30 protein-coding genes and 2 pseudogenes are annotated in these 26,609 nt (G+C 67.9%); 21 read left to right on the forward strand and 11 right to left on the reverse strand.

Features of this window, described 5'->3' with window-relative positions; genetic code table 11:
• Positions 1-92 precede the first annotated feature (92 nt).
• From AC1D2H_RS08020 to AC1D2H_RS08055, 8 genes and pseudogenes are all read left to right on the forward strand, one after another.
• Entirely contained in the window at positions 93-1,103 is a 1,011-nt protein-coding gene (locus AC1D2H_RS08020) for a sulfate ABC transporter substrate-binding protein (RefSeq protein ID WP_478010565.1), read from the forward strand.
• Positions 1,103-1,942: a sulfate ABC transporter permease subunit CysT gene (gene cysT, locus AC1D2H_RS08025; RefSeq protein ID WP_478010566.1), complete on the forward strand. Its 840-nt coding sequence runs from the start codon at positions 1,103-1,105 to the stop codon at positions 1,940-1,942. The genes AC1D2H_RS08020 and cysT overlap by 1 nt, the downstream gene beginning before the upstream one ends.
• Positions 1,939-2,820, forward strand: coding sequence for a sulfate ABC transporter permease subunit CysW (gene cysW, locus AC1D2H_RS08030; protein ID WP_478010567.1), 882 nt, complete (start codon positions 1,939-1,941; stop codon positions 2,818-2,820). The genes cysT and cysW overlap by 4 nt, the downstream gene beginning before the upstream one ends.
• Entirely contained in the window at positions 2,820-3,878 is a 1,059-nt protein-coding gene (locus tag AC1D2H_RS08035) for a sulfate/molybdate ABC transporter ATP-binding protein (RefSeq protein ID WP_478010568.1), read from the forward strand. Before cysW ends, AC1D2H_RS08035 begins: the two co-directional genes overlap by 1 nt.
• A gap of 148 nt (positions 3,879-4,026) precedes the next feature.
• Positions 4,027-4,299, forward strand: a complete 273-nt coding sequence (locus AC1D2H_RS08040; protein ID WP_477928238.1) for a hypothetical protein — start codon at positions 4,027-4,029, stop codon at positions 4,297-4,299.
• Between the two features lie 98 nt (positions 4,300-4,397).
• Positions 4,398-4,616 carry a TOBE domain-containing protein gene (locus tag AC1D2H_RS08045; protein ID WP_373714675.1) on the forward strand — a complete coding sequence of 73 codons (219 nt, stop codon included), beginning with the start codon at positions 4,398-4,400 and terminating at the stop codon, positions 4,614-4,616.
• A gap of 13 nt (positions 4,617-4,629) precedes the next feature.
• A pseudogene (locus tag AC1D2H_RS08050) lies at positions 4,630-4,752 on the forward strand (alpha/beta hydrolase); the annotation flags it as partial.
• A gap of 89 nt (positions 4,753-4,841) precedes the next feature.
• A complete protein-coding gene (locus AC1D2H_RS08055) occupies positions 4,842-5,228 on the forward strand; it encodes an RBBP9/YdeN family alpha/beta hydrolase (RefSeq protein WP_478010569.1) in 387 nt (128 codons plus the stop codon).
• 15 nt (positions 5,229-5,243) lie between these two features.
• On the opposite strand, the gene AC1D2H_RS08060 is transcribed toward AC1D2H_RS08055, so the two are convergent.
• Both AC1D2H_RS08060 and AC1D2H_RS08065 read right to left on the reverse strand, forming a co-directional pair.
• Positions 5,244-6,305: an OmpA family protein gene (locus tag AC1D2H_RS08060; protein ID WP_478010570.1), complete on the reverse strand. Its 1,062-nt coding sequence runs from the start codon at positions 6,303-6,305 to the stop codon at positions 5,244-5,246.
• A 305-nt stretch (positions 6,306-6,610) separates the two neighbouring features.
• A complete protein-coding gene (locus AC1D2H_RS08065) occupies positions 6,611-7,492 on the reverse strand; it encodes a dienelactone hydrolase family protein (protein WP_478010571.1) in 882 nt (293 codons plus the stop codon).
• Positions 7,493-7,611: 119 nt separating this feature from the next.
• On the opposite strand from AC1D2H_RS08065, the gene AC1D2H_RS08070 reads away from it, so the two are divergent.
• The 5 genes from AC1D2H_RS08070 to AC1D2H_RS08090 all read left to right on the forward strand — a co-directional run bounded on the left by AC1D2H_RS08070 (position 7,612) and on the right by AC1D2H_RS08090 (position 13,174).
• Positions 7,612-8,568: a CysB family HTH-type transcriptional regulator gene (locus tag AC1D2H_RS08070; protein WP_477928245.1), complete on the forward strand. Its 957-nt coding sequence runs from the start codon at positions 7,612-7,614 to the stop codon at positions 8,566-8,568.
• 165 nt (positions 8,569-8,733) lie between these two features.
• Positions 8,734-9,285 carry a PEP-CTERM sorting domain-containing protein gene (locus AC1D2H_RS08075; protein ID WP_478010572.1) on the forward strand — a complete coding sequence of 184 codons (552 nt, stop codon included), beginning with the start codon at positions 8,734-8,736 and terminating at the stop codon, positions 9,283-9,285.
• A 104-nt stretch (positions 9,286-9,389) separates the two neighbouring features.
• The gene (locus tag AC1D2H_RS08080; RefSeq protein WP_478010573.1) at positions 9,390-10,382 is read left to right on the forward strand and encodes a sulfate ABC transporter substrate-binding protein; all 993 of its coding nucleotides are present in this window, start codon (positions 9,390-9,392) and stop codon (positions 10,380-10,382) included.
• A gap of 97 nt (positions 10,383-10,479) precedes the next feature.
• On the forward strand, positions 10,480-11,997 hold the full coding sequence (locus tag AC1D2H_RS08085) for a DUF1800 domain-containing protein (protein WP_478010574.1): 1,518 nt from the start codon (positions 10,480-10,482) through the stop codon (positions 11,995-11,997).
• 4 nt (positions 11,998-12,001) lie between these two features.
• A complete protein-coding gene (locus tag AC1D2H_RS08090) occupies positions 12,002-13,174 on the forward strand; it encodes a DUF1501 domain-containing protein (protein ID WP_477928253.1) in 1,173 nt (390 codons plus the stop codon).
• Here AC1D2H_RS08090 and AC1D2H_RS08095 read toward each other — a convergent pair.
• Complete coding sequence (locus tag AC1D2H_RS08095; RefSeq protein ID WP_477928255.1) at positions 13,171-13,725, reverse strand: flavodoxin family protein; 555 nt, start codon at positions 13,723-13,725, stop codon at positions 13,171-13,173. The genes AC1D2H_RS08090 and AC1D2H_RS08095 overlap by 4 nt on opposite strands.
• 34 nt (positions 13,726-13,759) lie before the next feature.
• A complete protein-coding gene (locus AC1D2H_RS08100) occupies positions 13,760-14,482 on the reverse strand; it encodes a pirin family protein (RefSeq protein WP_478010585.1) in 723 nt (240 codons plus the stop codon).
• A 112-nt stretch (positions 14,483-14,594) separates the two neighbouring features.
• Between AC1D2H_RS08100 and AC1D2H_RS08105 the strand changes: the two genes are divergently transcribed.
• Positions 14,595-15,563, forward strand: coding sequence for a LysR family transcriptional regulator (locus tag AC1D2H_RS08105; protein ID WP_477928257.1), 969 nt, complete (start codon positions 14,595-14,597; stop codon positions 15,561-15,563).
• Positions 15,560-16,417, forward strand: coding sequence for a tRNA glutamyl-Q(34) synthetase GluQRS (gluQRS, locus tag AC1D2H_RS08110; RefSeq protein ID WP_477928259.1), 858 nt, complete (start codon positions 15,560-15,562; stop codon positions 16,415-16,417). Before AC1D2H_RS08105 ends, gluQRS begins: the two co-directional genes overlap by 4 nt.
• 6 nt (positions 16,418-16,423) lie before the next feature.
• Here gluQRS and AC1D2H_RS08115 read toward each other — a convergent pair whose 3' ends face one another.
• Entirely contained in the window at positions 16,424-16,975 is a 552-nt protein-coding gene (locus AC1D2H_RS08115) for a DUF4124 domain-containing protein (RefSeq protein WP_477928261.1), read from the reverse strand.
• On the reverse strand, positions 16,917-17,348 hold the full coding sequence (locus tag AC1D2H_RS08120; protein ID WP_477928262.1) for a hypothetical protein: 432 nt from the start codon (positions 17,346-17,348) through the stop codon (positions 16,917-16,919). The genes AC1D2H_RS08115 and AC1D2H_RS08120 overlap by 59 nt, the downstream gene beginning before the upstream one ends.
• 120 nt (positions 17,349-17,468) lie before the next feature.
• Between AC1D2H_RS08120 and AC1D2H_RS08125 the strand changes: the two are divergent.
• From AC1D2H_RS08125 to AC1D2H_RS08140, 4 genes and pseudogenes are all read left to right on the forward strand, one after another.
• Positions 17,469-17,813: pseudogene (locus AC1D2H_RS08125) on the forward strand (FKBP-type peptidyl-prolyl cis-trans isomerase); the annotation flags it as partial.
• 30 nt (positions 17,814-17,843) lie between these two features.
• Positions 17,844-18,191, forward strand: a complete 348-nt coding sequence (locus tag AC1D2H_RS08130; RefSeq protein ID WP_477928400.1) for an FKBP-type peptidyl-prolyl cis-trans isomerase — start codon at positions 17,844-17,846, stop codon at positions 18,189-18,191.
• A 93-nt stretch (positions 18,192-18,284) separates the two neighbouring features.
• Positions 18,285-18,701 (forward strand): PilZ domain-containing protein, encoded by a 417-nt coding sequence (locus AC1D2H_RS08135; protein ID WP_477928264.1) that lies wholly within the window; start codon positions 18,285-18,287, stop codon positions 18,699-18,701.
• Between the two features lie 88 nt (positions 18,702-18,789).
• On the forward strand, positions 18,790-19,542 hold the full coding sequence (locus tag AC1D2H_RS08140) for an MgtC/SapB family protein (RefSeq protein ID WP_477928266.1): 753 nt from the start codon (positions 18,790-18,792) through the stop codon (positions 19,540-19,542).
• Here AC1D2H_RS08140 and AC1D2H_RS08145 read toward each other — a convergent pair.
• Entirely contained in the window at positions 19,539-20,462 is a 924-nt protein-coding gene (locus AC1D2H_RS08145; RefSeq protein WP_477928268.1) for a LysR family transcriptional regulator, read from the reverse strand. The genes AC1D2H_RS08140 and AC1D2H_RS08145 overlap by 4 nt on opposite strands.
• Positions 20,463-20,558: 96 nt before the next feature.
• Here AC1D2H_RS08145 and metE point away from each other — a divergent pair, with 96 nt between their 5' ends.
• Both metE and AC1D2H_RS08155 read left to right on the forward strand, forming a co-directional pair.
• Positions 20,559-22,889, forward strand: coding sequence for a 5-methyltetrahydropteroyltriglutamate--homocysteine S-methyltransferase (gene metE / locus AC1D2H_RS08150; protein ID WP_478010575.1), 2,331 nt, complete (start codon positions 20,559-20,561; stop codon positions 22,887-22,889).
• A gap of 100 nt (positions 22,890-22,989) precedes the next feature.
• Complete coding sequence (locus tag AC1D2H_RS08155; protein WP_478010576.1) at positions 22,990-23,502, forward strand: hypothetical protein; 513 nt, start codon at positions 22,990-22,992, stop codon at positions 23,500-23,502.
• Between the two features lie 71 nt (positions 23,503-23,573).
• Here AC1D2H_RS08155 and map read toward each other — a convergent pair whose 3' ends face one another.
• From map to AC1D2H_RS08175, 4 genes are all read right to left on the reverse strand, one after another.
• A complete protein-coding gene (gene map / locus AC1D2H_RS08160; RefSeq protein ID WP_478010577.1) occupies positions 23,574-24,365 on the reverse strand; it encodes a type I methionyl aminopeptidase in 792 nt (263 codons plus the stop codon).
• A complete protein-coding gene (locus AC1D2H_RS08165) occupies positions 24,362-24,610 on the reverse strand; it encodes a ParD-like family protein (protein ID WP_056197644.1) in 249 nt (82 codons plus the stop codon). Before AC1D2H_RS08165 ends, map begins: the two co-directional genes overlap by 4 nt.
• A 36-nt stretch (positions 24,611-24,646) precedes the next feature.
• Positions 24,647-25,090 (reverse strand): acyl-CoA thioesterase, encoded by a 444-nt coding sequence (locus AC1D2H_RS08170; protein WP_478010578.1) that lies wholly within the window; start codon positions 25,088-25,090, stop codon positions 24,647-24,649.
• The coding region (locus AC1D2H_RS08175; RefSeq protein WP_478010579.1) for a P-loop NTPase family protein at positions 25,083-26,609 on the reverse strand (1,527 nt) is incomplete at its 5' end. The genes AC1D2H_RS08170 and AC1D2H_RS08175, both read right to left, overlap by 8 nt.

The raw sequence follows: 26,609 nt of genomic DNA on the forward strand, positions 1-26,609 counted from the left end.
GTGCATATCGAATAAGGAAATAAGCAAACTGTCGTTTGGTGAATAAGCGACTTCGGGCACTCTCGCGGCTTCGTTCATTCGACGGCCATGCCATGCCCTTCTTCCTGCCTTCCCGCCGCACCGTTCTCGCGCTGATCGCCTCCAGCGCCGCCCTGCCGGTGCTGGCCAATGACGCCACGCTGCTGAACGTCTCCTACGACGTGGCGCGCGAGCTCTACAAGCAGATCAACCCGGCCTTTGTCGCCGCACAGAAGGCCAAGGGCCAGACCGTCGTCATCAACCAGAGCCATGGCGGCTCCAGCAAGCAGATCGGCGCCGTCATCGGCGGCCTGGAAGCCGACGTCGTGACGATGAACCAGGCCACCGACGTGGACCAGCTCGCCAGCGCCGGCCTGACCCCCGCCGACTGGCGCAGCCGCTTCCCCAACGGCGCGGCGCCCTATTCGTCCACCATGACCTTCCTCGTGCGCAAGGGCAACCCCAAGGGCATCAAGGACTGGAGCGACCTGGCCCGCCCGGGCGTGCAGGTCATCATCCCCAACCCCAAGGTCACCGGCAACGGCCGCTACAGCTACCTGGCCATCTGGGGCAGCGTCATCGCCACTGGCGGCAGCGAAGCCCAGGCCAAGGAACTGGTCACCAAGGTGCTGACCAATGTGCCGGTGCTGGACGGCGGCGGCCGCGGCGCCACCACCACCTTCACGCAGCGGGGCATCGGCGACGTGCTCGTCACCTTCGAGGCCGAGGTGGAGCTGATCGAGAACGAGTTCGGCAAGGGCCAGTTCGAGCAGGTCAACCCCAGCATCTCCATCGAGACCGATGCCCCGGTGGCCCTGGTCGACAAGGTCAATGCCAAGAAGGGTACGGCCGCGCTGGCCAAGGCCTACCTCGACTTCCACTGGACACCGGAAGGCCAGGAAATCATCGCCAGGAACAACTTCCGCCCGCGCGACCCAGCCATCTTCAAGAAGCACGCCCAGCGCTTCGCCAACATCAAGCTCTTCACTGTCGACCAGACGCTGGGCGGCTGGGCCAAGGTCAGCAAGCAGCACTTTGCCGACGGCGGCTCGTTTGACCAAGTCATGGCCAGCATCAAACGCTGATGGCTTCCTTCCTCTCGGCACGCCGCCGCGTGCTGCCCGGATTCGCACCGACGCTGGGCTTCACGCTGTTCTATCTGTCGCTGATCGTGCTGGTGCCGCTGGCCGCCGTCTTCCTGAAGTCCTCGGGCCATGGCTTAGACGCCTTCTGGGCTGCCGCCACGGCACCGCGCGTGATGGCCTCGTACAAGCTCAGCTTCGGGGCCTCGCTGATCGCCGCCTTCATCAATCTCTTCTTCGGCCTCATCCTGGCCTGGTGCATCGTGCGCTATGAGTTCCCGGGCAAGAAGCTCGTCGATGCGCTGATCGACCTGCCCTTCGCCCTGCCCACGGCCGTGGCCGGCATCGCGCTGACGGCGCTGTACGCGCCCAACGGCTGGGTCGGTTCCCTCTTCGCCAAGTACGACATCAAGATCGCCTTCACGCCGCTGGGCATCCTGCTGGCGCTGATCTTCATCGGCCTGCCCTTCATCGTGCGCACCGTGCAACCGGTGCTGGAGGACATGGAGACCGAGCTGGAGGAGGCCGCCGCGTCGCTGGGCGCCCAGCGCTGGACCACCTTCCGCTATGTCGTGCTGCCGACGCTGCTGCCGGCCCTGCTGACCGGCTTCGCGCTGGCCTTTGCGCGCGCCGTTGGCGAATACGGCTCGGTCATCTTCATCGCCGGCAACATCCCCATGGTCAGCGAGATCACGCCGCTGATGATCATCGCCAAGCTGGAGCAATACGACTACGTGGGCGCCACGGCCATCGCCGCCGTCATGCTGATCGCCAGCTTCGTGCTGCTGCTCATCATCAACGGCCTGCAGGCCTGGAGTTCGCAGCGGGGTGGGCGCAAATGAGTACCGCACTGCATCTCGCCCCGGCTCGCGCCAGAGCCAAGTACCAGGACAACCCCGCCACGCGCGAATCCCCCGCCGTGCGGTTCGCGCTGCTGGCACTGGGCTTGAGCTTCTTCGCCATCTTCCTGCTGCTGCCCCTCGTGGCCGTCTTCACCGAGGCGTTGCGCAAGGGCTGGGAGGTGTACTTCACGTCCATCGCCGAAGAGGAAACCTTCTCCGCCATCAAGCTCACCCTGATCGCTACGGCCATCGCGGTGCCGTTCAACCTGGTGTTCGGCCTGAGTGCGTCATGGTTGATCGCCAAGCACGAGTTCCGCGGCAAGCAGCTGCTGATCACGCTGATCGACCTGCCCTTCTCGGTCTCGCCCGTCGTGGCCGGCCTGATGTATGTGCTGATCTTCGGCGCCCAGGGCTGGTTCGGCCCCTGGCTGCAGGCGCATGACGTGAAGATCATCTTCGCCGTGCCCGGCATCGTGCTGGCGACCGTCTTCGTCACCTTCCCCTTCGTCGCCCGCGAGCTGATCCCGCTGATGCAGGCGCAAGGCAAGGACGAGGAAGAGGCCGCCACCGTGCTCGGCGCCAGCGGCTGGCAGACCTTCCGCCGCGTCACGCTGCCCAACATCAAGTGGGGCCTGCTGTACGGCGTCATCCTTTGCAATGCGCGCGCCATGGGCGAGTTCGGCGCGGTGTCGGTCGTGTCCGGCCACATACGCGGCCTGACCAACACGCTGCCGCTGCACGTCGAGATCCTCTACAACGAATACCAGTTCGCGGCCGCCTTCGCCGTGGCCTCACTGCTGGCGCTGCTCGCGCTGGTGACGCTGGTGATCAAGCAATTCATCGAGTGGCGTGCCAGCCAGTCGGCCAAGGAAGCGTGATGGGAATTCAAGTCCAAAACATCCACAAGAGCTTCGGCAGCTTCACCGCCCTCGGTGACGTGTCGCTGGACTTCCCGACCGGCGAACTCGTCGCCCTGCTCGGCCCCTCGGGCTGCGGCAAGACGACGCTGCTGCGCATCATTGCCGGCCTCGAGCAGGCCGACCGCGGCCGTGTGCTGCTGGACGGCCAGGACGCTTCCGACACCCATGTGCGCGAGCGCCAGGTCGGCTTCGTCTTCCAGCATTACGCGCTGTTCCGCCACATGACGGTGTTCGACAACGTCGCCTTCGGCCTGCGCGTGAAACCCAGGAAGCAGCGCCTGCCCGAAGCCGAGATCAAGAAGCGCGTCACCGAGCTGCTCAAGCTGGTGCAGCTCGACTGGCTGGGTGACCGCTTCCCGCCGCAGCTGTCCGGTGGCCAGCGCCAGCGCATCGCGCTGGCCCGTGCGCTCGCCGTCGAGCCGCGCGTGCTGCTGCTGGACGAGCCCTTCGGCGCACTCGACGCCAAGGTGCGCAAGGAGCTGCGCCGCTGGCTGCGTCGCCTGCACGACGAGCTGCACATCACCAGCATCTTCGTCACCCACGACCAGGACGAGGCCCTGGAAGTGGCCGACCGCATCGTGCTGATGGACCATGGCCGTGTCGAGCAGGTCGGCACGCCGCAGGAGGTCTACGAGCGCCCGGCGACGCCCTTCGTCTACGGCTTCCTCGGCGCGGTCAACCGCTTCGTCGGCCAGGCCCGCGGTGGCGTGCTGCACATGGGCGAGCATCAGTTGCCGCACCAGGGCGCCCACGGCGACGGCGAGGTGCAGGCCTATGCGCGGCCGCACGAGCTGCAGATCCTGACCGACGAGTCGGCCCAGGGCCTGTCGGCCACCGTGGAGCGCGTGCTGTCCTTTGGCGCGAGCGCGCGTGTCGAGCTGATCGGCCCGGACGGCCAACCGCTGGAAGCCGAATTGACTCGCGAAGAGGCTGAGTCCTTGCGCCTGCAAGGCGGCCAGCGCGTGAAGTTGAGCGCGGCGCGGCTGAGCCTGTTCGAGGCCGGCGCCGGCATCTGAGCACCGGCTCCTCAGTCATGAGGAGGCCCGCGTCCCCAAGATTGGGGACCTAGGGGATGTCCGCTTCCCGCCACCGACTACGTTTGGACAAACAGGTGTCTGTCGCCGGTACGGGCACCGCTGTCGCAAACGCCGGCGGGAGTTCGACATGTCATCCTTCTCCGACAAGGCCGCCCATCGTCAGCGCATGCTCTGGGTCTGCGCCATCATCGCCATCGCTGGCGTCGGCGCCTATGAGCTGGTGCCCACCCAGCCTGGCCGCGACGTGGTCGCGGTCGACGCGCCGCTGCGCTTCGACGCGCCCGCCGCCGGGCCCGACGCATGGCGCGCTGCCTACCGCAACTGCATCGCCCATCCTGCGCCGGACGGCTCCACCGCCGATTGCCTGGTGCTGCTGAAGGACGACTCGCCGCAAGGTTGATATACGCAGCCCGCATGGGCTGCTGCGTTTCGATTCCTTCCGCTCGGCGGACCCCTTGGCCACACTGCCCTCATCCCGCAGCCACCAAGGAATTCCGCATGACCATCACCGCCATCAACGTCCGCAACCAGTTCCGCGGCACGATCAAGGAAATCATCGAAGGCCCGGTCGTCTCGGAAGTCGATGTCGTCACGCGCAGTGGCGATGTCGTCACCTCGGTCATCACGACGCGCTCGGTCAAGGACCTTGGCCTCGAAGTCGGCCGCGAGGTCGTCGCGCTGGTCAAGTCCACCGAGGTGTCGATCGCGACGCTCTGACGAGGAGCCCGACATGGCCTACAGCGCGCCCCGCGTCCTCATCATCCCGGGCCTGAACGACAGCGGCCCGGCGCATTGGCAGACCTGGCTGCAAGGCCAGTACCGCGACGCCCGCCGCGTCACGCAGCGCGACCCCAGCAAACCCGAACTGGAGCGCTGGGCCGAGCGCATCCAGCGCACGCTGGAGGTCGCGGCAACATCAATGGACAGGGCGAATGGCTGGCCGTGGCCCACAGCTTCGGCTGCCTGGCCCTGGCTCGCCACCTGGCCGACCACCCGGACTCGCCCATCCGCGAGGCCCTCTTCGTCGCCCCGGCCGAGCCCGACAAATTCGGCGTCGCCGAGTCATTGCCCCACCAGCGCCTGCCACGCCGCTCGCGCCTGATCGCCAGCAGCACCGACCCCTGGATGAGCGCTGCCAGCGCCGCGCGCTGGGCGCATCGTTGGGGTGCCAGCTACAGCAATCTCGGACCGGTCGGCCACATCAATGCCGAGGCCGGCTTCGGCCCCTTTCCGATCGCCAAGAGCTGGATCGAAGCTGCGCGAGCGCGCGCCGCCGCCGAGCAAAGGCCACGCCACGCCGAGTTCCGCGAGTGGGCCTTCGCCGTCTGAGATGAAGCTGAGGGTTCAACAACCGTGGACGAGGAACTCGACCCGCCGGTCGAGCGCGTCGGACAGGTCGTCGCGGCCGTTGCCGATCAGCGCCTGCCTGGAGCCGACGCCGCTGCTGGCCAGTCGCGGCGTCAGCTTGGGTGCCACCCGCTTCAACTCGCCCGCGACCATCTCCGCGCGCAGCAGCGAAATCCTTTCGTTCACCGGCTCGGCGCCGCTTGCGCTCGTGTGGCCGACCACGTCCAGGCAACTCGGCCGCGCCGCAGCGCGCCTGCCGATCTCGCCCATCCACATCGCGTAAGGCAGCGCCGTGGTGCCCGGCGGCGACCAGATCGCCGCAGTGCCGGGCTTGAACAGCACCTTCACGCCCAGCCGCTTCTGGTCGAGCCCTTGCTCGACGATGTCGCCGAAGGCCTTGGCCGCCGCCGACCGCTGGCCGAGCCGCATCCGGGTGAGGTACAGCCCCGTGTGCACGCGCAACTGGTTGCCGCCGGGGCTGGCCAGCGCCGTCTCGAACAGCGTGGCAGCTTGCGCATAGCGCTTGGCGGCGTAGGCCTCGCTGGCTTCAGCGATGGTCGCAGCCGTCACGATGCGGTCGATATACAAAGGGTGGATGGCGTCGCCGGGCTTGGTGCCTTGACAGGTGCGCACATAGCCGGTGGTGGCATCGTCCGGCGCCCAGGCCGGTGAATCGGCGAACAGCGGCAACGGCGTCGTGTCCACGCCCTCGGGCAACGCGAAGGCCAGGCCTTTGCTGACCAGCTTGCCGGTCTTCAGGTCCGCCAGGGCAAGGCAGATCCGGAAGGCTTCGCGCTTGCCCTCGCTCTTGCGCTCGGCATTCACGCCGGTGAAGGTCCCGGTCAGGATCAGCGGCCCGCGCACGACGTTGACCGGGTTGAACGGCTTGACGCTGTAGCGCGGGTACTGCTGGGCTATCAGCTTGACCAGTTGCGCGCCCATCGTCTGCGTGGCATTCGACTGCAGCCCGGTGACGCCGTCCACCAGCGGATCGATCACCAGCTCGCGGGCCTCTGCCGGCTGCGCATCGCCGAGCAAAGCCGTGGCGGCGCGCAGCACGGCGGCATCGAACGGCAGCGTGGGGGGTGGCACCGGGGCCGGCGGCGGTGCAGGCACTGTGGCCGGGACCGGCGCCGCCGCGGGGGCCGTGGCAGAGCCGGGGGCACCGCAAGCACCCAAAAGACTCATGAGGCTCACGCCAGCCAGCACCGCCAGCCACCGTGCGGCGCTGGCCCGTCGGACCCGGGATGCCATCCTGTCGCGTCTGATTCGATGCTGTGTCATGGCGCGCTCGCGTCGGGCCTCGGGAGCCGCAAGCGTATCGCGCCTGCGACGTTGCGGCATCCTGTGACCGCGCGCGAGCCCTAGCTGAGCGTTGACTTGAATACCGCCAGCGTCCTCTCCCAGGCCAGCTGTGCCGCAGCGGCGTCATAGCGCGGCGTCGTGTCGTTGTTGAAGCCGTGCTGGGTGCCGGCGTAGACGAACTGCTCGTAGCGCACACCGGCCGCCTTCAGCGCGGCCTCATAGGCTGGCCAGCTGGCGTTGACGCGCTCGTCGTTGCCCGCGTAATTCAGCAGCAGCCGCGCCTTGATGCGCGGCACGTCCTCCAGCGCCGGCGCGCCGCCGTAAAAGGGCACAGCCACGGCCAGCTCCGGCACTTGCGTGGCGACGTAGTTGGACAGCGAGCCGCCCCAGCAGAAGCCGACGACACCGAGCTTGCCATTGCCGTCGGGCACGGCCAGCAGGCCACGGGCCGCAGCGACGATATCGGCGCGCGTCTTGGGCGCGTCGAGCTTGCCGAACAGCTCACGCGCCTTGTCCTCGTCGCCCGGGTAGCCGCCCAGCGGCGCCAGCGCGTCGGGCGCATAGGCCACGTAGCCGGCCAGCGCCACGCGGCGGGCGATGTCCTCGATGTGCGGGTTCAAGCCGCGGTTCTCGTGCACGACCAGCACGGCCGGCAGCTTGCCCGCCGCACTCGCGGGCTTGGCGAGATAGCCCTGCACCTGGCCGTTGCCGTCGGGCGACGGGAAGGACTGGCGGCGGATCAGCAAGCGCGGGTCATCTGGCTTGACCTGCTGGGCGGCGGCGAAATTGGGGCTGAGCGTGGCCAGCAGCGCTGCGGCCCCGGCCGGGCCGCCGGTGAAGGCCGCGGCCTGCTCCAGAAAACCACGGCGGCTCAGATCGCCATGCACATAGCGGTCGAACAGGGGCCAGGCCTGCGCGGGGATATCGGTCGGTTGCGTCATCGCTAGCGTCCTTATGCGTGGGAATGCCAACTTTAGTGGGACAACCCGGCAAGAAGCGAATATCGATATGGCGAATAGTTCGACGACAGATGCAGGTGCAATTCGCAGAATCGCCTCGCATGAACTTCCAGCAGCTCCGTTCCGTCCGTGAGGCCCAGCGCCGCGGCTTCAACCTGACCGAAGTCGCTCAGGCCCTGCATACCTCGCAGCCCGGCGTCAGCCGCCAGATCCGCGAGCTGGAGGATGAACTCGGCATCGAGCTTTTCGTGCGCGTCGGCAAGCGCCTGACGGGGCTGACCGAGCCGGGCGAGCAGGTGCTGCCCGTCATCGAGCGCCTGCTGCAGGAGGCCGAGAACCTCAAGCGCGCGGCCGACGACTTCGCCCAGGCCGGCAGCGGGCGCCTGCGCATCGCCGCCACGCACAGCCAGGCCCGCTATGCGCTGCCGCCCGCCGTGCGCGACTTCCGCGCCCATCACCCGGACGTGAGCCTGCATCTGCAGCAGGGCTCGCCTCAGCAGATCGCCCGCCTGCTGCTCGACGGCGAGGCCGATGTCGGCATCGCGACCGAGGCGCTGGCGCAATACCCCGAACTCGTCGCCCTGCCCTGCTACCGCTGGACGCACTCGGTCGTCGTGCCGCCCGACCACCCGCTGCTGGACGGCCCGCTGACGCTGGCCCGCCTGGCGCAATTCCCCATCGTCACCTATGAGCCCGGCTATACCGGCCGCTCCCACATCGACGAGGCCTTCGCCGCGGCCCAACTGACGCCCCACATCGTGCTCAGCGCGATGGACGCCGACGTCATCAAGACCTATGTGGAGCTGGGCCTGGGCGTGGGCATCGTCGCGGCCATCGCCTTCGATGACGAGCGCGACCGCCACCTGCGCGCCCTCGACGCCCGCCATCTGTTCGCGGACAACATGACGCGCCTGGCCGTGCGCCGCAGCGCCTACCTGCGCGACTACGTCTACGAGTTCATCCAGACCTTCGCCTCGCCGCTGCGGCGCGAGGTCGTGGACGCCGCGCGCCACCAGAACCCCGAAACCGAGGGGCAGGTGCTGGCACTCGCGGCCTGATCCGGGCTGTCACCCCGCATTTCCGGGGGTGGCGGCCGAAGGGCGCCAAGCTTGTCACGCCCGGCGCATCCGGGCGCCTGGCCGGCTATTCCTGGCCGACCACCGGCGCACACGGCCCTCGCAGGCTGGCTTAGGCTCAAGCCACGAAGTCTGGAGGAGCTCGCCATGAAACGCCTTGTCGCCTTGCTCGCCGTCGCGCTGAGCACCCAACTGGCCGCCGCCGGGCCGCTCAGCCTGCAATGGAGCGACCCCGCGGGTGACGCCAGCCCCGTCGGCGACGTCGTGGGCGTTCAACTGCAATGGGACGCCAGCGGCGCCTGGACCGCCTCCTGGACCGCCGACGCCGCCCACCCCTTCACGGGCAATGCGCGCTTCAACCTGAACCTGTTCGACACGACGCTGGGCAATCTGGCGACGGCCGTGGCGCCACAGCTCTCGCTGGATGCCCTGCACGACTTCGGCGGCAGCACGGCGCTGGTGTTCAGCTACACCGGCCAATCGGCTTTCCTGGCCAACTGGCATGTCGGCGACACCGTCAGCACCGGCAACAACAGCAATTTCATTTCCGGCCTCGTCAACCTGGGCGCCAACGGCGGCCGGGACAATATGGTCACCCAGGCCCGCATCACCGGCAGCCTGCCGGAGCCCGGCACCTGGGCGCTGGCCGCGGCCGCGCTGGGCGGGCTGCTGCTCAGCCGCCGCCGATCCGCGCGCTGACAGCGCCAGGCCCGAGCAAGGCCTGCATGAGCTAGTACGTTCTTCTTCTTTGCCCAGGGTGCTGGCCTTGCCTAGAGTGAACGTCCTCACTCCAGCCACTGCTCATGCGCCGCCTTCTCACCGCACTTTCCCTTGCCATCGCCGCCACCGGCGCGTTGGCACAGACCTCGCTGCTGAACGTCTCCTACGACCCGACGCGCGAGCTCTACCAGGACTTCAACAAGGCCTTCGCGGCGCAGTGGAAGGCCAAGACCGGCGAGACCGTCAGCGTCAAGGCCTCGCACGGCGGCTCGGGCAAGCAGGCCCGCGCGGTCATCGACGGGCTGGAGGCCGACGTCGTCACGCTGGCCCTGGCCTATGACATCGACGCCGTGGCCGACCACAAGCTGCTGCCGCTGGACTGGCAGAAGAAGCTGCCCAACAACGCCAGCCCCTACACGTCGACCATCGTCTTCCTGGTGCGCAAGGGCAACCCGAAGAAGATCAGCAACTGGCCCGACCTGGCCCGCAGCGGTGTCGACGTCATCACGCCCAACCCCAAGACCAGCGGCGGTGCGCGCTGGAACTACCTGGCAGCCTGGGGCTATGCGCTGAAGAATGGTGGCACGCCGGATTCGGCCAAGGACTTCGTCAAGCGCATCTACGCCAACACCAAGGTGCTGGACTCGGGCGCCCGCGGCTCGACGACGACGTTCGTGGAGCGCGGCATCGGCGACGTGCTGATCGCCTGGGAAAACGAGGCCTATCTGGCCGTCAAGGAGCTCGGCCCGGACAAGTTCGAGATCGTCACGCCCAGCGTGTCCATACTGGCCGAGCCGCCGGTCGCCATCGTCGACAAGGTCGTCGACAAGCGCGGCACGCGCAAGCAGGCCGAGGCCTATCTGAACTACCTCTACAGCCCCGAGGGCCAGGAGATCGCGGCCAAGAACTACTACCGCCCGCGTGACGCCAAGGTCGCGGCCAAGTTCGCCAAGCAGTTCGGTCCGGTCAAGCTCTTCACGCTGGACGAGTACTTCGGCAACTGGCGCCAGGCCCAGAAGACCCACTTCGACGACGGCGGCGTATTCGACCAGATCTACGCACCGGGTTCCAAGTAACGCGCCGACTCACTGGACCGACAAGATGTGAAGTCTTGTTGCTCCGGTCATCCCCGTCTCGACAGCGGGCGTTGAGCGGCCTCATCATGAGGCCGCCATGAGAAAACTCGCGCTCAGCACCGCTCTGCTCATCAGCCTTGCTGGCTGCGCCACGGCGCCGCCACCGGCCACCTCCGCACACGGTCCAGCCCAAGACACGCTCTGGCTGGACCGTCTCACTTGGGGCGCCAGCAGCACCGACCTCAAGGCCGTGCAGGCCAAGGGCCGCGAGGCCTGGCTCGACGCCCAGCTCAAACCCGTCGACACAGCGGCATTACCCGAGGCCGCCAAGGCACAGATCCAGGCACTTTCCATCACCCAGCCGCTGCTGCCGCTGGTGCAGCAGATGGAAGCCCAGCGCAAGGCCGCCGACGCGCTGACCGAGGACGCGGCCAAGGCGGAGGCGCAGAAGAACTACCAGCAGGCCCTGACCAAGCTGGCCCGAGAGGCCTCGACGCGGCAGCTGCTGAATGCGCTGTACTCGCCCAACCAGGTGCAGGAGCAGCTGAGCTGGTTCTGGTTCAACCACTTCAACGTCCACCAGTACAAGAACAATCTGCGCGTCATGGTGGGCGACTACGAGCAGGGCCTGCGCGAGCGCTCCCTCGGGCGCTTCCGCGACCTGCTCGGCTACACGGCCCACCACCCGGCCATGCTGCGCTATCTCGACAACGAGCAGAACGCGGCCAACCGCATCAACGAGAACTACGCGCGCGAGTTGCTCGAGCTGCACACCCTGGGCGTGGGTGGCGGCTACAGCCAGCGCGACGTGCAGGAGCTGGCCCGCGTGCTGACCGGCCTGGGCGTGAACGCGACCGACAACAAGCCCAAGCTCAAGCCGGCGCAGGAAGCCCAGTACCGTCGCGATGGGCTGATGGAGTTCAACCCCGCCCGGCATGACTTCGGCGACAAGCAGTTGCTCGGCATCACCGTCAAGGGCCAGGGCGAGGCGGAACTGGAGCAGGTGCTGGACCTGCTGGCCAAGCATCCGAGCACGGCGCACTTCGTGTCGCGCAAGCTGGCCCAGTACTTCATCGCCGACGAGCCGCCACCGGCCCTGGTCGAACGCATGGCCGAGCGCTGGCTGCAGAGCGATGGCCGCATCGCCGAGGTGCTGCGCGCCATGGTCGGCGCGCCGGAGTTCGAGGCGTCGCTGGGCCGCAAGTTCAAGGACCCGACGCACTATGTCGTCTCGGCCGTGCGCCTGGCCTATGCCGACAAGGTGGTGCTGAACACCGGCCCCATGATCGGTTGGCTCTACCGCCTCGGCCAGGCGCCCTACAACCGCCAGACGCCCGATGGCTATGCCATGGACGAGAGCGCCTGGGCCGGCCCGGGCCAGATGACGACGCGCTTCGAGATCGCCCGGGCCATCGGCAGCGGCAGTGCCGGCCTCTTCAAGGTCGACGGCGAGGCCAAGGACAGGCCCGCCTTCCCGCAGATTGCCCACCCGCTGTACTACGAGGGCATCGCGCCGCGCCTGGCCACGGCCACGCAGCAGGCCCTGGCCCAGGCCACGTCGCCGCAGGAATGGAACACCTACCTGCTGGCCTCCCCCGACTTCATGCACAGGTGATGTGATGGACCGACGCCTTCTGCTCCAACTCGGCCTGGGTGCCACGCTGCTGCCCACCCGACTCTGGGCCGCTGCACCTGACACGCCCCGCCTGCTTGTCGTCTTCCTGCGCGGCGCCTACGACGCCGCCAATCTGCTGGTGCCGACGTCGTCGAGCTTCTACTACGAGGCGCGGCCCAATATCGCCATCGCCAAGTCGGTGGCGCTGCCGCTGGACGCCGACTGGGGCCTCGCACCCGCGGTGGCCGACAGCATCCACCCGCTGTGGCTGAAGCAGCAGGCCGCCTTCGTGCCCTTTGCCGGCACCAACGACACGACGCGCAGCCACTTCGAGACGCAGGACCATATCGAACTGGGCCAGCCGGACGAGGGCTCGCGCGACTTCCGCAGCGGCTTCATGAATCGCCTGGCCGGCGTGCTCGGTGCGGGCTCCCGTCTGGAAGCCATGGCCTTCACCGACCAGGTGCCGCTGATCCTGCGCGGCAATCTGCCCGTCGCCAACCAGGCGCTGCGCGACCTGGGCAAGCCGGCCATCAGCGGGCCCCAGGCCCAGGTCATCGCCGGCATGTATGCCCACACCCGCCTGGCCGGCACGGTCAGCGGCGGCTTCGAGGTGCGCGACGAGGTCTCGCGGGAAATGGCTGGCGAGATGGAAGCGGCCAGCCGCGGTGCCATCGCGGCCAAGGGTTTTGCGCTGGAGGCGCGCCGCATCGCGCGGCTGATGCGCGAGCGCGTCACGCTGGGCTTCATCGACGTCGGCGGTTGGGACACCCATGTCGGCGAAGGCGGCGCGACCGGCCAGCTCGCCAACCGCCTGGGCGAACTGGGCAAGGGCCTGGCGACATTCGCCGACGAGATGGGGCCGCAGTGGAACAACACCGTGGTGGTGGTGGTCAGCGAGTTCGGCCGCACGTTCCGCGAGAACGGCAACCGCGGCACCGACCACGGCCACGGCAGCGCCTACTGGGTGCTGGGCGGCGGCGTGAAGGGCGGGCGCATTGCCGGCGAACAGGTGGAGGTCAAGGCCTCCACGCTGTTCCAGAACCGCGACTACCCGGTGCTCAACGAGTACCGCGCCCTGTTCGGCGGCCTGATGCGCCGCATGTACGGCCTGAACGACGCGCAGCTGGCCACGGTCTTCCCCGGGGCCAGTGCGCGCGATCTCGGCCTGGTTTAGCGCGCGAGGCGGGCGGCCACCGTCTTGATGCGCTCGCCAAAGACCTTGGCGGTCGCAAAGTCGCCGGCGGCCATCTCGGCGGGCGACGCGTCGCTCGGCGAGGTGGTCATCAGGCCGCCGAAGGAGGCGACGTAGTTGATGTCGTCACGCGTCGAGCTCTTCTTGTTGGACGGCATCATGCCGGTGCCCACCCACAGCATGGAGTGCTGCTGGCTCAGCGTGAAGAAGTAGTGCAGCGTCGACAGCTTGTCGCCGTTCATCGACGCGCTGTTGGTGAAGCCGGCGGCCAGCTTGTCCTTCCAGCCCTGGGTGAACCAGACCTTGCTGGAGGCGTCGGCAAACTTCTTGAACTGCCAGCTGGCGGCGCCCATGTAGGTGGGCGAGCCGAAGACGATGGCGTCGGCCCCGGCCAGCGCTTCCCAATCGGCGTCGGTGATGTTGCCCTCGGCATCGATGGCGATGAGTTTGGCGCCAGCGCTCTCGGCGACGGTCTCGGCGACGCGCTTGGTGTGGCCGTAGCCGGAGTGGTAGACGACAACGATCTTGCTCATGGAGGACTTTCTGTGTGGGTGGGGTGGAGAGAACTCAGGCCGCGAGGTCGAAGACCAGAACTTCAGCATCCTTGCCGGCCGTCAACGCGAGGCGCGATGTTTCGCGAATCTGCAAGGCATCACCGGTTGTCAGGTCTTGTCCATTCACGCTAAGCGCGCCGCGCACGAGGTGCACGTAGGCGAGGCGACCGGGCGCCAGTTCGAGCTCCGCTTGTTCCGCGCCGTCGAAGAGGCCGGCATACAGGCGCGCGTCGGCGTGGATGGTCACCGAGCCTTGCGCGCCATCGTTGGCAGCGACGAGGCGCAGCTGGCCGCGCTTGGAGGTCGCGTCGAAATGCTTCTGCTCATAGCTCGGCGCAATGCCGCGTGCATCCGGTTGAATCCAGATCTGCAGGAAGTGCGTCGTCTCGTCCTTGGCGTGGTTGAACTCGCTGTGCATCACGCCGGTGCCGGCACTCATGCGCTGCACGTCACCGGGGCGGATGACGCCGGCGTTGGCACCGCCGACCTCGCCGTTGCCCATGCTGTCCTTGTGCGCCAGTTCGCCCGAGAGCACATAGCTGATGATCTCCATGTCGCGGTGGCCGTGAGTGCCGAAGCCCTTGCCGGCGGCCACCTTGTCCTCGTTGATGACGCGCAGGGCGCCAAAGCCCATGCGGGCCGGGTCGTAGTAGTCGGCGAAGGAGAAGCTGTGGAAGGACTTCAGCCAGCCGTGGTCGGCGTAGCCGCGGTCGCTGGACTTGATCAGTTGCATCACCTGGTTTTGCATGCTGGGCTCCTTGGTTTGCTTGCGATGGAGTCAATGTAGGAGCCAGGGTCACCGCCATCGACAAGCGGCTCTGAGGACACCGTTCAAATAGACTGAACGGATGTCGAACCCCCAAGACAAGCGCCGCGCGCTGACCCCCGAGGCCCTGTCCATGATGGACACCATCGCCCGCACCGGCAGCTTTGCCGCCGCGGCCCGCGAGATGGGCCGGGTGCCCTCGGCGCTGACCTATTCAGTGCGCCAGCTGGAAGATGCGCTCGACGTGCTGCTGTTCGACCGCAGCTCCCGCCAGGCCGTGCTGACCGCGGCCGGCCAGGAGCTGCTGCACGAGGGCCGGCGCCTGCTGCAGGAACTGGACGCCGTCGCCAACCGCGTGCGCCGCATCTCCACCGGCTGGGAGAGCGAGCTGACCCTCGCCGTGGACGACGCCATCGCCCGCCGCGCCCTGTTCGACCTGATGGAAGCCTTCTACGCCGAGAAGATCGACGGCGGCGGCCCACCGCCGACCCGGCTCAAGCTGCGCGTGGAGGTGCTGGCCGGCACCTGGGAGGCCCTGCTGCATGGCCAGGCCGACGTGGCCATCGGTGTGCCAGGCCAGCTGCAGAACAGCGGCATCCACTGCGAGATCGCGGGTGAGCTGGAGTTCGCCTTCTGCATCGCGCCCCACCACCCGCTGGCCAACCTGCCCGAACCGCTGACGGCCAGCCAGATCGCCGAGCACCGCATCATTGCCGTGGCCGACAGCGCCCGGCTGATGGCGCCGCTCAGCGTCGGCCTGCTGCCCGGCCAGGACGTGCTGACGGTGCCGTCGCTGGCCATCAAGCTGGAGGCCATGATGCGCGGCCTGGGCTGCGGCTCGCTGCCGGTGCCCATGGTGCGCCGCCACATCGAGGCCGGCCGCCTCGTGCGCAAGGCCACCTACGAGGGCCGCCGCGCCGGCAAGATGCATTACGCCTGGCGCGACACCGGCCAGACGCCGGGCAAGGCCCTGGCCTGGTGGGTGGACAAGCTGCGCAGCGAGACCACGCGCAAGGCGCTGCTCGAACAGCACGAAGGGCTGCTGCTTTGAGCTATCGCGGCCGCTTCGCGCCCTCGCCCACCGGCCCCCTGCATGCCGGCTCGCTGGTGGCCGCGCTGGCCAGCTGGCTGGATGCGCGCGCCCACGGCGGCCAGTGGCTGGTGCGTATCGAAGACGTTGACGGCCCGCGCTGCCCGCCCGGGATGGACGAGATCATCCTGGGCCAGCTCACGGCGCTGGGCCTGGTGCCCGATGAACCACCGGTCTGGCAATCACGCCGCGGCGAGCTTTACCAGGCCGCATTGGAGAAGCTGATCACGTCCGGCCACGTCTATGGCTGCGCCTGCACACGCGCCGAGATCGCGGCGGCCGCCGGCCCCAGGGCCAAGCATGGCGAACTGATCTACCCCGGTACCTGCCGCAATGGCACGCAGGGCAGACCGGTGCGCGCCTGGCGCTTTCGTGCGGAGGGCCGCATCGACTGGCAGGACCGCCACCTGGGCACCCACAGCCAGGACCTGGAAACCGAGGTCGGCGACTTCGTGCTGAAGCGCGCGGACGGCCTATGGGCCTACCAGCTTGCCGTCGTCGTCGACGATGCCGAACAAGGCATCACCGATGTCGTTCGTGGCGAAGACCTGGCGGACAACACGCCACGACAGATCGCGCTGCAGCGGGCGCTGGGCCTGCCCACGCCGCGCTATCTGCACACGCCGCTGGTGATGGCGGCGGATGGACACAAGCTGTCCAAGCAGAACGGGGCGGCGGCGCTGGATCTGGTCGACCCGCCGGCGCGACTGCGTGAGGCGGCGCTCAGGCTGGGCCTGCAGCTGTCTGCAGCGCTGGCGCCCCCCGAAACCCTGGCCCGGCTCGTGCCGCAATGGCTGGCGCAGGCCGGCGGTTGAGGCAGGTCACCGGCGCGCGAGCAGTGCCTCGTAACCATCGCGGCTGTAGCCACGCAGCTTTTCACCGTTCTTGATCAAGAAGGGCACACCGCCGCCGCCGGCAAACTGCACGAAAGCCGTTCGCCCGTCTGGCGTGTCGATGTCGAAGTCGCGATAAGTGATGCCTCGCTGCGCGAGGTGGGCCTTGGCCTGGCGGCAATACCCGCACCAGGTCGCGCTGAACAGAACTGTTCCGCCGAGGGGCGCGGCCGCTGTCGTCTTGCCCTCCTTCTTCAACCGCTCCATCTCCTTCAGAACCTCCGGCGGAATGGCCGTATTGGGAAGGGTCTGCACATCCAGGGTCTTTTCCAGTTTGCCCGTCGTCGGTGGCTGGTCGCTGTAGACGACCTTGCCATCGGGGCCAATGGATTTGTAGAGGGTCTGGGCGTGCAGCGGCGCGCCGGCTGCCGCGAGAAGCACTGCAGCGAGGGCGAGCGAGGAGATGCGCATCGCTTGCGAGCTAAGGTTCGACATGAGCGGCGGCCACAGGCGCGTGGGCACCACGCTGGAGATGCGCATGGAGGTGCTTCAAATAAGGATAGGTTGTCAGCACATCGTCCACCTCGGCCTGGATCAGCTCGCAGATCTCCGCCTGGGCCGGTGACTCGCCGAAGGCCGAGTCGACGATGACCCAATAGGCCGCGCCGCCCGGCATCTTGCACAGGTACTTGGCGCTGAGTGCGGGCCCTTCGTCTCCTCCCCTGTGCTCATAGTCCTTGAGCAGCACCACGGCCTGCGCACCATCGAAAACGGTCTCGCCTTCCTCCGTGTGCAACACGGCAGAGCGCAATTTCGAGTCGACCTCCCTTCTGAGCCTCCTCCTTTGGCTGACAACCAGCCAGGCGATAGCGCCCAGCACGGCAACGACGAGGACGGAATCCAGCAAAGTCATGTCAAACAATTGTGTGCGTAGCGATCTGGGCCGCCAAGAACGTGTTTGCCCTGCCCGAGTCGCGCCCGACGGGTCACGCGGCGACAATCCCGCCTTTCTCCAACAGCTCAAGGATTTCCCATGAACACCACGCCCAGCGGTCTGCAGTTTGAAGATACCGTCGAAGGCGACGGCAAGCAGGCGGCGGCCGGCCAGGACGTCACCGTGCACTACACCGGCTGGCTGTGGGTCGACGGTGCCAAGAACGCCAAGTTCGACTCCAGCAAGGACCGCGGCGACCCCTTCGAGTTCGAGCTGGGCGCCGGCATGGTCATCAAGGGCTGGGACGAGGGCGTGCAGGGCATGAAGATCGGTGGCAAGCGCACGCTGATCATCCCGGCCGAGCTGGGTTATGGCGCGCGCGGCGCCGGCGGCGTCATTCCGCCGAATGCGACGCTGTGCTTCGACGTGGAACTGCTCGGCCTGGCCGGCGGCCCCGAGCACGTCGAACTCAATCTGCACACCACCTCCACCGGCCTGCAGTACGAGGACCGTGTCGTGGGCGATGGCGCCGAAGCCACCAAGGGCCAGCGCGTGTCGGTGCACTACACCGGCTGGCTCTACAAGGACGGCATGAAGGGCAAGAAGTTCGACTCCAGCAAGGACCGCGGCCAGCCCTTCAAGTTCCGTCTGGGCGGCGGCGAGGTCATCGCCGGCTGGGACGAAGGCGTGCAGGGCATGAAGGTCGGCGGCACGCGCATGCTGGTGCTGCCGCCCGAGCTGGGCTATGGCGCCCACGGTGCCGGTGGCGTCATTCCCCCGAACGCGACGCTGCTGTTCGAAGTCGATCTGCTCGCGGTTTGACCGTAGTCAAATCAGGGGACGGCGGCGCTGCTGACAAGCGCCTGTCATTCGCGGATGCTTTGATCCAGTCCGTTCACGCACCCAGATCACATCATGTCGATTGACCAGCGCCGTTTCCCTCGCGTCGAGTTCTTCCTGGTACCCGACGAGCATGAGCAGTTGCCGGTCTGGGTCATCAAGCCCGATGGCCTCGCCGAGGCGCGCGGCGGTGTCGTCGTCAACCTCAGCGAGGCGGGCCTGCAGATCCTGGCCGCGGCCGAACCGCCGTTGGAGGCCCAGCACTATGAGCTGCGCCTGCTGCTCGGCGAGGACGAGGGCGTGCCCCTGTTCAGCGCCGAGGTGCGTCGCGTCTGGACACGGCCGCTGAGCCGCATCGTGCAGCTCGGCGGCTTCGAGTTCGCGTCGCCCAACTCCCAGGCCGAGGAGTTCCTGCTGGCCCAGACTGCCCAGATCACGGCGCGCAAATGGGTGCGCTGTGTGCTCGTGGAGCGCATGACGGCTCTCGCCTGAGCAGGCATACAACGGCCCCTCTGGCGGGCCGTATCAGACTGGGATAGCGTGGCCTCGGGGCAGCATCGCCCCGCCACCGGCCACGCCCATGCTCGAAGCCGACCACCTGCTGCGCTACTGGACCGACAGCCAATGGGCCGCCAATGTGCTGATGCTGATGCATCTCATGGGCGCCATGCTGCTGGGCCTGCTGCTCGGTTATGAGCGGGCCTACCACGGGCGCGCGGCGGGCATGCGCACCTATGCGCTGGTCTGCATGGCGTCCTGTGCCGTGACCATCCTCGTCGGCTATCCCGACCAATGGTTCGGCGGCCACATGGCTGGCGGCTCACTGCCGCAATTCACCGACCCGACGCGGGTCATCCAGGGCGTGGTGACCGGCATCGGCTTCCTGTGCGCCGGCGTCATCATGCGCGAGGGCATGAACATCTCCGGGCTGACGACGGCCGCCTCGATGTGGGCGGCCTCGGCCATCGGCATCGTGCTGGGCATGGGCTTCTACTTCGCCGCCATCGCGCTGACGCTGCTGTGCGCGACGTTGATGATGTGGGGCGCCAAGCTGGAGAGCCGCCTGCCCTCACACCCGGCCATCGCCGTGACGCTGCGCGGCGAATCGGGCCGGCGCTTCACGCAGGCCGAGCTGGCCGAGTTCGCCGACGGCCTGGGCTACCGCTTCGCGCCCGGCTCGCTGAGCATCGAGAAGCAGGGCGACCACGAGGAGTGGCGCTTCGTCTGCACCGCCAAGCAGAACTTCAAGGGCCAGACGCTGTGCCGCTTTACCGGCCGCCTGCATGAGCTGCCCGGCGTGGCCGGCTACCGCGTGACCCACGCGCGCAACTAGAGCAGGCTGACGGCGGCCAGGTTCAGCAACGAGGTCTCGCGCATCAGCCGCACGAAGTCGGCCAGGAAAGGCTTGGCCGCCAGGCCCTCGGTGCTGACCGCATACAGCCGCCCCGTCAGCCCTTGTTCGCCAATGCGCTGGCGCGCCACATAGCCGCGCGCCAGGTAGTTCTCCACCGCCCACAGCGGCAGCGCCGCGATGCCGCGGCCACTGGCCACCAGCTGCAGCATGGCGACCGTCAGCTCACTGGTGCGGCGCGGCGGCGTGACGCCGGCCGGCTGCAGCACGCGGCGCACGAGGTCGAGCATCTCGTCGGGCACGGGGTAGGTGATGAGGGTGTGGTCGGCAAAGTCGCCCGCCTCCAGCCAGGGCTTGGCGAGCAAGACATGACCCTTGGGCAGCAGCGCGACGATCTCGAAGCTGAACAGCGGATGCACGACGACGCCGGTCTCGTCGGCATCCACGTCGGACACGATGGCCAGCTCGGCGCGGTCCTGATGCAGCAGGCCCACCGGGTCGGCCTGGAAGCCGGACACGATGTCCAACTCCACCTCGGGCCAGCGCCCGCGGAAGGCATCCATGGCCGGCATCAGCCAGTCGAAGCAGGTGTGGCATTCCACGGCGATGCGCAACTGGCCGGCCGAACCATCCACCAGCCGGCGCACATCGCGGTCGGCCTCATCGACCTGGGGCAGCACCGAGTCCGCCAGCTTCAGCAGCCGCTGGCCGACGACGCCAAACACCAGCGGGTTGCTCTTGCGCGCGAACAGCTCGGCACCGTAGTGCTCTTCCAGGGCCTTGAGTTGATGCGAAAGCGCCGATTGCGTCAGGTTCAGCAACTGCGCCGCGCGGGACAGGTTGCCGGCCTCGCGCAGGGCGACCAGGGTGCGCAGATGGCGCAGTTCCAGTGGTGTTTGCATGAGCAGAACTGTTGATGAACCCGAAAACGTTTCGTTTGATTCATTGTGCCCGATTGCCGATCATCACGAATCGCTTTCAGCATTGTTCGATTCATCATGATCAAGACTCATATCCTCGGCTTTCCGCGCATGGGCGAGCACCGCGAACTGAAGACCGCGCTGGAGCGCCACTGGCGCGGCGACCTGCCCGCCACCGAGCTGGAAGCCCAGGCCGCCGCGCTGCGCGCCCGCCACTGGAAGCTGCAGCAGGACGCCGGACTGGACCACGTCACCGTCGGCGACTTCGCGCTTTACGACCATGTCGCCCACCTGATCCAGCTGTTCGGCTGTGAGCCGGCGCGCTTCGGCTTCACGGGCCAGGAAACACCGCTGCAGCGCTATTTCGCGATGGCGCGCGGCATCACGACGACCCATGCGCAGACCGAGGCTTGCGGCTGCAGCGGCACGCATGTCGACGGCGTGCCCGCCCTGGAAATGACCAAGTGGTTCGACACCAACTACCACTACCTCGTGCCCGAGTTCGACAGCGCCACCGAGTTCAGCCTGAACGCCGAGCGCCTGCTGGCCGAGGTCGACGAGGCCATCGCCCTGCCCGCCAGCCCCAAGGTCGCGCTGCTGGGGCCGGTCAGCTTCCTCTATCTCGGCAAGAGCAAGCAGGAGGGTTTTGACCGCCTCGTGCTGCTGAAGCGCCTGCTGCCCGCCTACGAGCAACTGCTGACCCGCCTGGCCGCCCGCGGCGTGACCTGGGTGCAGTTGGACGAGCCCATCCTCGGCCTGGACCTCAGCCCAGCCTGGCAGGACGCGCTGCGCCTGGCCTATGCGCGACTGGGCGTCGTCGGCCAGCCGCTGCTGCTGGCCACTTACTTCTCGCCGCTGGGCGACAACCTCGCCCTGGCCTGCGAGCTGCCCGTGGCTGGCCTGCATGTGGACGCCGTGCGTGCACCCGAGGAACTGCTGCCCGTGGCGCTGCGCCTGCCGCTGGACCGCGAGCTGTCGGTCGGCATCATTGACGGCCGCAACATCTGGCGCAGCGACCTGGACCACGCCCTCGCGCAGCTGAACAAGGCCCGCGAACTGCGCGGCGGCCGGCTGTGGGTGGCGCCGTCCTGCTCGCTGCTGCACGTGCCCTTCAGCCTGCGCCATGACGCGGCGCTGGACACCGAGCTGCAGGGCTGGCTGGCCGGCGCCGTCGAGAAGCTGGACGAGTTGCGCGTGCTCAAGCGCGCCCTGTGGGGCGACGAGACCAGCGTGGCCCGCGAACTGGCGGAATCGCGCATCGCCCGCGCCAACCGAGTCGCCAGCAGGCGTGTACGCAACGGCAGCGTCGCGGCTCGCCTCAAGGCCCTGCCCGCCGACGCCGATCAGCGCCGCTCGCCCTTCCCCATTCGCCAGGCCGCGCAACGCCAGCGTCTCAACCTGCCCGCCTTCCCGACGACCACCATCGGCTCCTTCCCGCAGACGCCCGAGATCCGCGCCGCCCGGGCCGCCTTCAAGCGCGGCACGCTGGACGACGCGACCTATCGCGAAGCCATGCAGCGCGAGATCGAACTCGCGGTGCGCAAGCAGGAAGCGCTGGGCCTGGACGTGCTGGTGCACGGCGAGGCCGAGCGCAATGACATGGTCGAGTACTTCGGCGAACAGCTGTCGGGCTTTGCCTTCACCGCCAACGGCTGGGTGCAGAGCTATGGCTCACGCTGCGTGAAGCCGCCGGTGCTGTTCGGCGATGTGTCACGCCCCAAGGCCATGACGGTGGACTGGACCGTCTTCGCCCAGAGCCTGACGCCCAAGCCCATGAAGGGCATGCTGACCGGCCCCATCACCATCCTGCAATGGTCTTTTGTGCGCGACGACCAGCCGCGCGCCGACACGGCCCTGCAGATTGCGCTCGCCATCCGCGACGAGGTGGCCGACCTGGAAGCCGCCGGCATCGCCGTCATCCAGATCGACGAACCCGCCATCCGCGAAGGCCTGCCGCTGCGCCGCGCGGCCTGGGGCCACTACCTCGCCTGGGCCACACGCGCCTTCCGCGTCTCGGCCAGCGCTGTGCGCGATGACACCCAGATCCACACGCATATGTGCTACTCGGAGTTCAACGACATCCTGCCCGAGATCGCGGCCATGGATGCCGACGTCATCACCMTCGAGACCAGCCGCTCCGACATGGAGTTGCTGCGCGGCTTTGGCGACTTCCGCTACCCCAACGAGATCGGCCCGGGCGTCTATGACATCCACTCGCCGCGCGTGCCGGACACGGCCGAGATGCTGCGCCTGCTGAAGAAGGCCGCCGAGGTCATTCCGCCGGAGCTGCTGTGGGTCAACCCGGACTGCGGGCTGAAGACGCGCGGCTGGCCGGAGACGGAGGCGGCGCTGGCGAGGATGGTGGAGGCGGCGCGGGAGTTGCGGCGTGAGGTGGTGCCGTTGGGCTGACGCGCGCGGCACACGGGCTGGCATCATTGCGCTCGCCGACGCCAAGAAGCAGTCGACCGGGAACCCGTCAGGCGTCACACGCAAACCGTAGGAGAGCGCGGTGGACATGCAAGACATCACCTCTGCGGTATTCGGTCCTCTTGGCGGCGTTGCCGTTGTGCTCGGTGGCCTCGCGGGCTGGATCGGTTCAGTGCTTCAAGCCCGCATCAACAAGGCGACGGACACGTCCGCGGCAGTTGATATCGATCTGCGCAATCGCCGCATCTCGGCGTATCAGGACTTGTGGAAGATGACTCGGGCGCTGCCAAAGTGGCCCCGGAACCAGGACCTTCAGTACTCCGACCTCGAGGCCCTCTCAGCGCGCCTGCGAGACTGGTATTTCGCGGGGAACGGCATGTACCTGTCTCGAGCCACGCACGCTCATGGCTACTCGCCCCTACAGGAAGCGCTCGCAAAAATCCTGCAGAAGGGAGCCAAGGGGCAAGTGTCCATGGCGGAAGGCGGCGACTATGACAAGGTCCGCGATCGATGCAGCCGCTTGCGAACCGAGCTCACGCTCGACATTGAATCTCGCACGTCGCGTCGGCGCAGCATATGGTTTGTCGAGAGGTGACGCCCAAACATTGAGGTCACCGGCCATACGACCCAGCTCGCATCGACCCGAGGGCCGCGTGCATCGGGCCCTCAATCAATCGCCGGATAGTCCCCCAAGCCATCCGGCCACGGTGTCAGGATCTCGAAGCCGTCCTTGGTGACGGTCACCATGTGCTCCCACTGCGCCGACAGCGACTTGTCACGCGTCACCACCGTCCAGCCGTCGTTCAGCTCGCGGATGGCGGCGGCGCCCGCGTTGATCATGGGCTCGATCGTGAAGATCATGCCCTCCTGCAGCTTCAGTCCCTCGCCCGGGCGGCCGAAGTGGTTGACGTGCGGGTCGTCGTGATAGACGTCGCCGATGCCATGGCCCCCGTACTCGCGCACGACACTGAAGCCGGCCGCGTGGGCGACGGTCTGGATGGCGTGGCCCACGTCTCCTAAGGTCGCGCCGGGGCGCACCTGGCGGATGCCGGCGCGCAAGGCTTCGTAGGTCGTGTTGACGAGCCGGCGTGCCAGCACATTGGTCTCGCCGACGATGAACATGCGGCTGCTGTCACCGAACCAGCCGTCCTTGGTCAGCGTCACATCGACATTGACGATGTCGCCCTTCTTCAGCCGTTTTTCCTTGGACGGGATGCCGTGGCAGACGACGTGGTTGGGCGAGATGCAGGCCGTCTTCGGGTAGCCGTGATAGCCGACATTGGACGGGATGCACTTGAGCTCATTGACGATGTAGTCGCGGCAGAGGTCGTCCAGCTCCTCTGTCGTCACACCGGGTACGACGTGAGGCTTGAGCATGGCGAGCACCTCGGCGATCAGATGCCCGGCCTCGCGGGCCTTGGCCACCTGCTCGGGCGTACGCAGCTTGAGGCTCTTCATGCCCGCGCTCCCTTGGCCTTCGGCGCCTGAGCCCAGCCGGCCAGGCGCGCCAGGTCCAGCCCGCCCTCCTGCTCGGCGCGGATCAGCAGCTGGCAGATCTCGCTGTGGCTCAGCTGCGGATGCAGTTCGGCCAGCATGCCGATGCGCATCCAGTGCTCGGCCTGGGCATTGATGGAGCGCGACAAGGCCTGGCTCGCAACGCGCAGGCTCTCATGCATTGGATCGGAGATTTTGACGATTCCCATGTCGCGACTATATACGCTTCGTATACGAAACGTATATCACTCAACCTTGGAAACCACCACCGCTTCGTAAGCGCTCAGGAACTCGGGCGGCATGCGCTTGGGCTTGCCGCTGCTGATCTCGATGCAGACCAGCAGCCAGCGGCCGCGCACCAACGTGACGCCGTCGCTGGCGCGTCGCAGCTGGAAGCGCCGCTCCATCGTCAGCTTGCCGTCGCTGGCCGTGAGCCAGGTGCCGAGCAGCAGCGCTTCGCCTTCGGACGACGGCAGCAGGTAGTCGTAATGGCCCTCGCGGATGGCCATCGCACGATCGAGCCGGCGGTAGTCGTCGAGCGACAGGCCCAGTGCCTCGGAATGCGCCCAGCCCGCCTGCTCGCACCACTGCACATAGACGGCGTTGTTGGTGTGGGCCAGCCCGTCGATGTGCTCTTGCGCCGGCGTCAGCGCCAGCGTGAACGGCGACGGGTAGTCCCAGTCAGTCATAGGCCGAGACTTCGGGCCGGCGTGCCAGCACGGCGATCGGCGGTGCCCAGCGTTCGCCACGCGGCTTCTTGCTCGTCACCAGCGTGATCTCGCTGGGCTCGAAGACCTCGACGTTGTGCGTGATCGGCGTCGTCAGCAGGTACTGCGCGCGCGTACTGCGCAGGAAGTGGCCGACGAGCTGGATGTTGCGCACGTCCAGGTGGGCGAAGGGCTCGTCGATGAAGACGAAGCCGCCCGGCGTTTCGTCGTCCTTCATCAGGCCCACCAGCAGGATCAGGCTCTTCAGCACCTGCTGGCCGCCCGAGGCCTCGCCGTCGTTCAGCCCCACCTCGCCCTTGCCGTCGAAGTTGAACTTGACCTGCAGGCCGGCCTGGGCGAGCACGGTGTCGTCGTTGTCCAGATGCGGCAGCACCGCCTCGGCCGTCGTGCCGGCCAGTTCGCCCAGCTCGGCCACGTTCTTCTTGTAGCGGCGCACGGTGGCGCGCATCACGTCGATGTAGCGCTCGCGGGCGTTGAAGGCGGCGATGCGGGCCAGCTCGTTGCTGGCGCGGCGGTCGTTCAACTGGGTGTCCTGCTCATGCACCTGCGCGGCCATGCGCGCATGGCGGTCGACGACGCTGGCGTCCACCTCCCAGTGGCCGCCTTCCAGTTCCTGGTCGACGTGATGGGCGCGGATCTCGGCCTGGCGGGCGTTCTCGAATTCGTCACGGGCAGCGGCCAGCGCAGCGGGCGTGATCCAGGACCTGGGGAACTGGGCCTTCTGCGTGCGGCTTTCCCTGGACGCCTTGCGCAGTGCTTCGCGCCTGGCCTCGTGCTCGCGCAGGCGGCCAGCGGCCGAGCCCTCGCCGTCCTTCAGCGCGATCTGGGCGCCTTCATAGGCCTGCTCGCTGCGCGTGGAGTCGCGCAGCATGCGGTCGTGCTCGGCGTCGAGCTGGCTCATGCGCGAGGCGGCTTCAGCGCGGGCCTGGCGCAGCACAGGCAGGCGGCTGCGCGCTTCGGTGAACTCGTCGGCACGCTCGCTCAACTCCTGCGCCGCCTTGTGGCCCACGGCCGCGCGCTGCACGTCCTTGAACTGGCGTTCGACTTCCGCCTGCGCCTTGGCGACTCGGCTCAGCTCCCCATCCCAGCGGGCCAGCTCGGCTTCCAGCGCCGCCCGCCGCGAATCGACGGCGGACGCGCCGAACTGGTGGTCGCGCGGCTCGACGAAAACGCTACGGCCGCCGCGGCCGTCGCGGTAGTAGGCATCCGTCGTGATCCACTCGCCGCCGACCTTGGCGCCCTCTTCCGTCGACGTGACGCAGCGGATGCCGCCCAGCTGGCGGGCCAGCCAGGCCGGCAGCGGCGCGCTGACGTTCAGCGCGGCCAGCAGCGTGCCGGCGGGCGCCTGCGTGACGGGCGAGGTGTCGGCCACGACGTAGTGGCGGTAGCGCTGCTTGGCGGCGATGTCGAAGGCGCGGCCCTCGTCGCTGCGGTGCTTCAGCACGACGACCCAGCGCGACGGGCGCAGCAGGCCCTCGGC

The organism is Roseateles sp. P1_C1_2 (assembly GCF_056406535.1).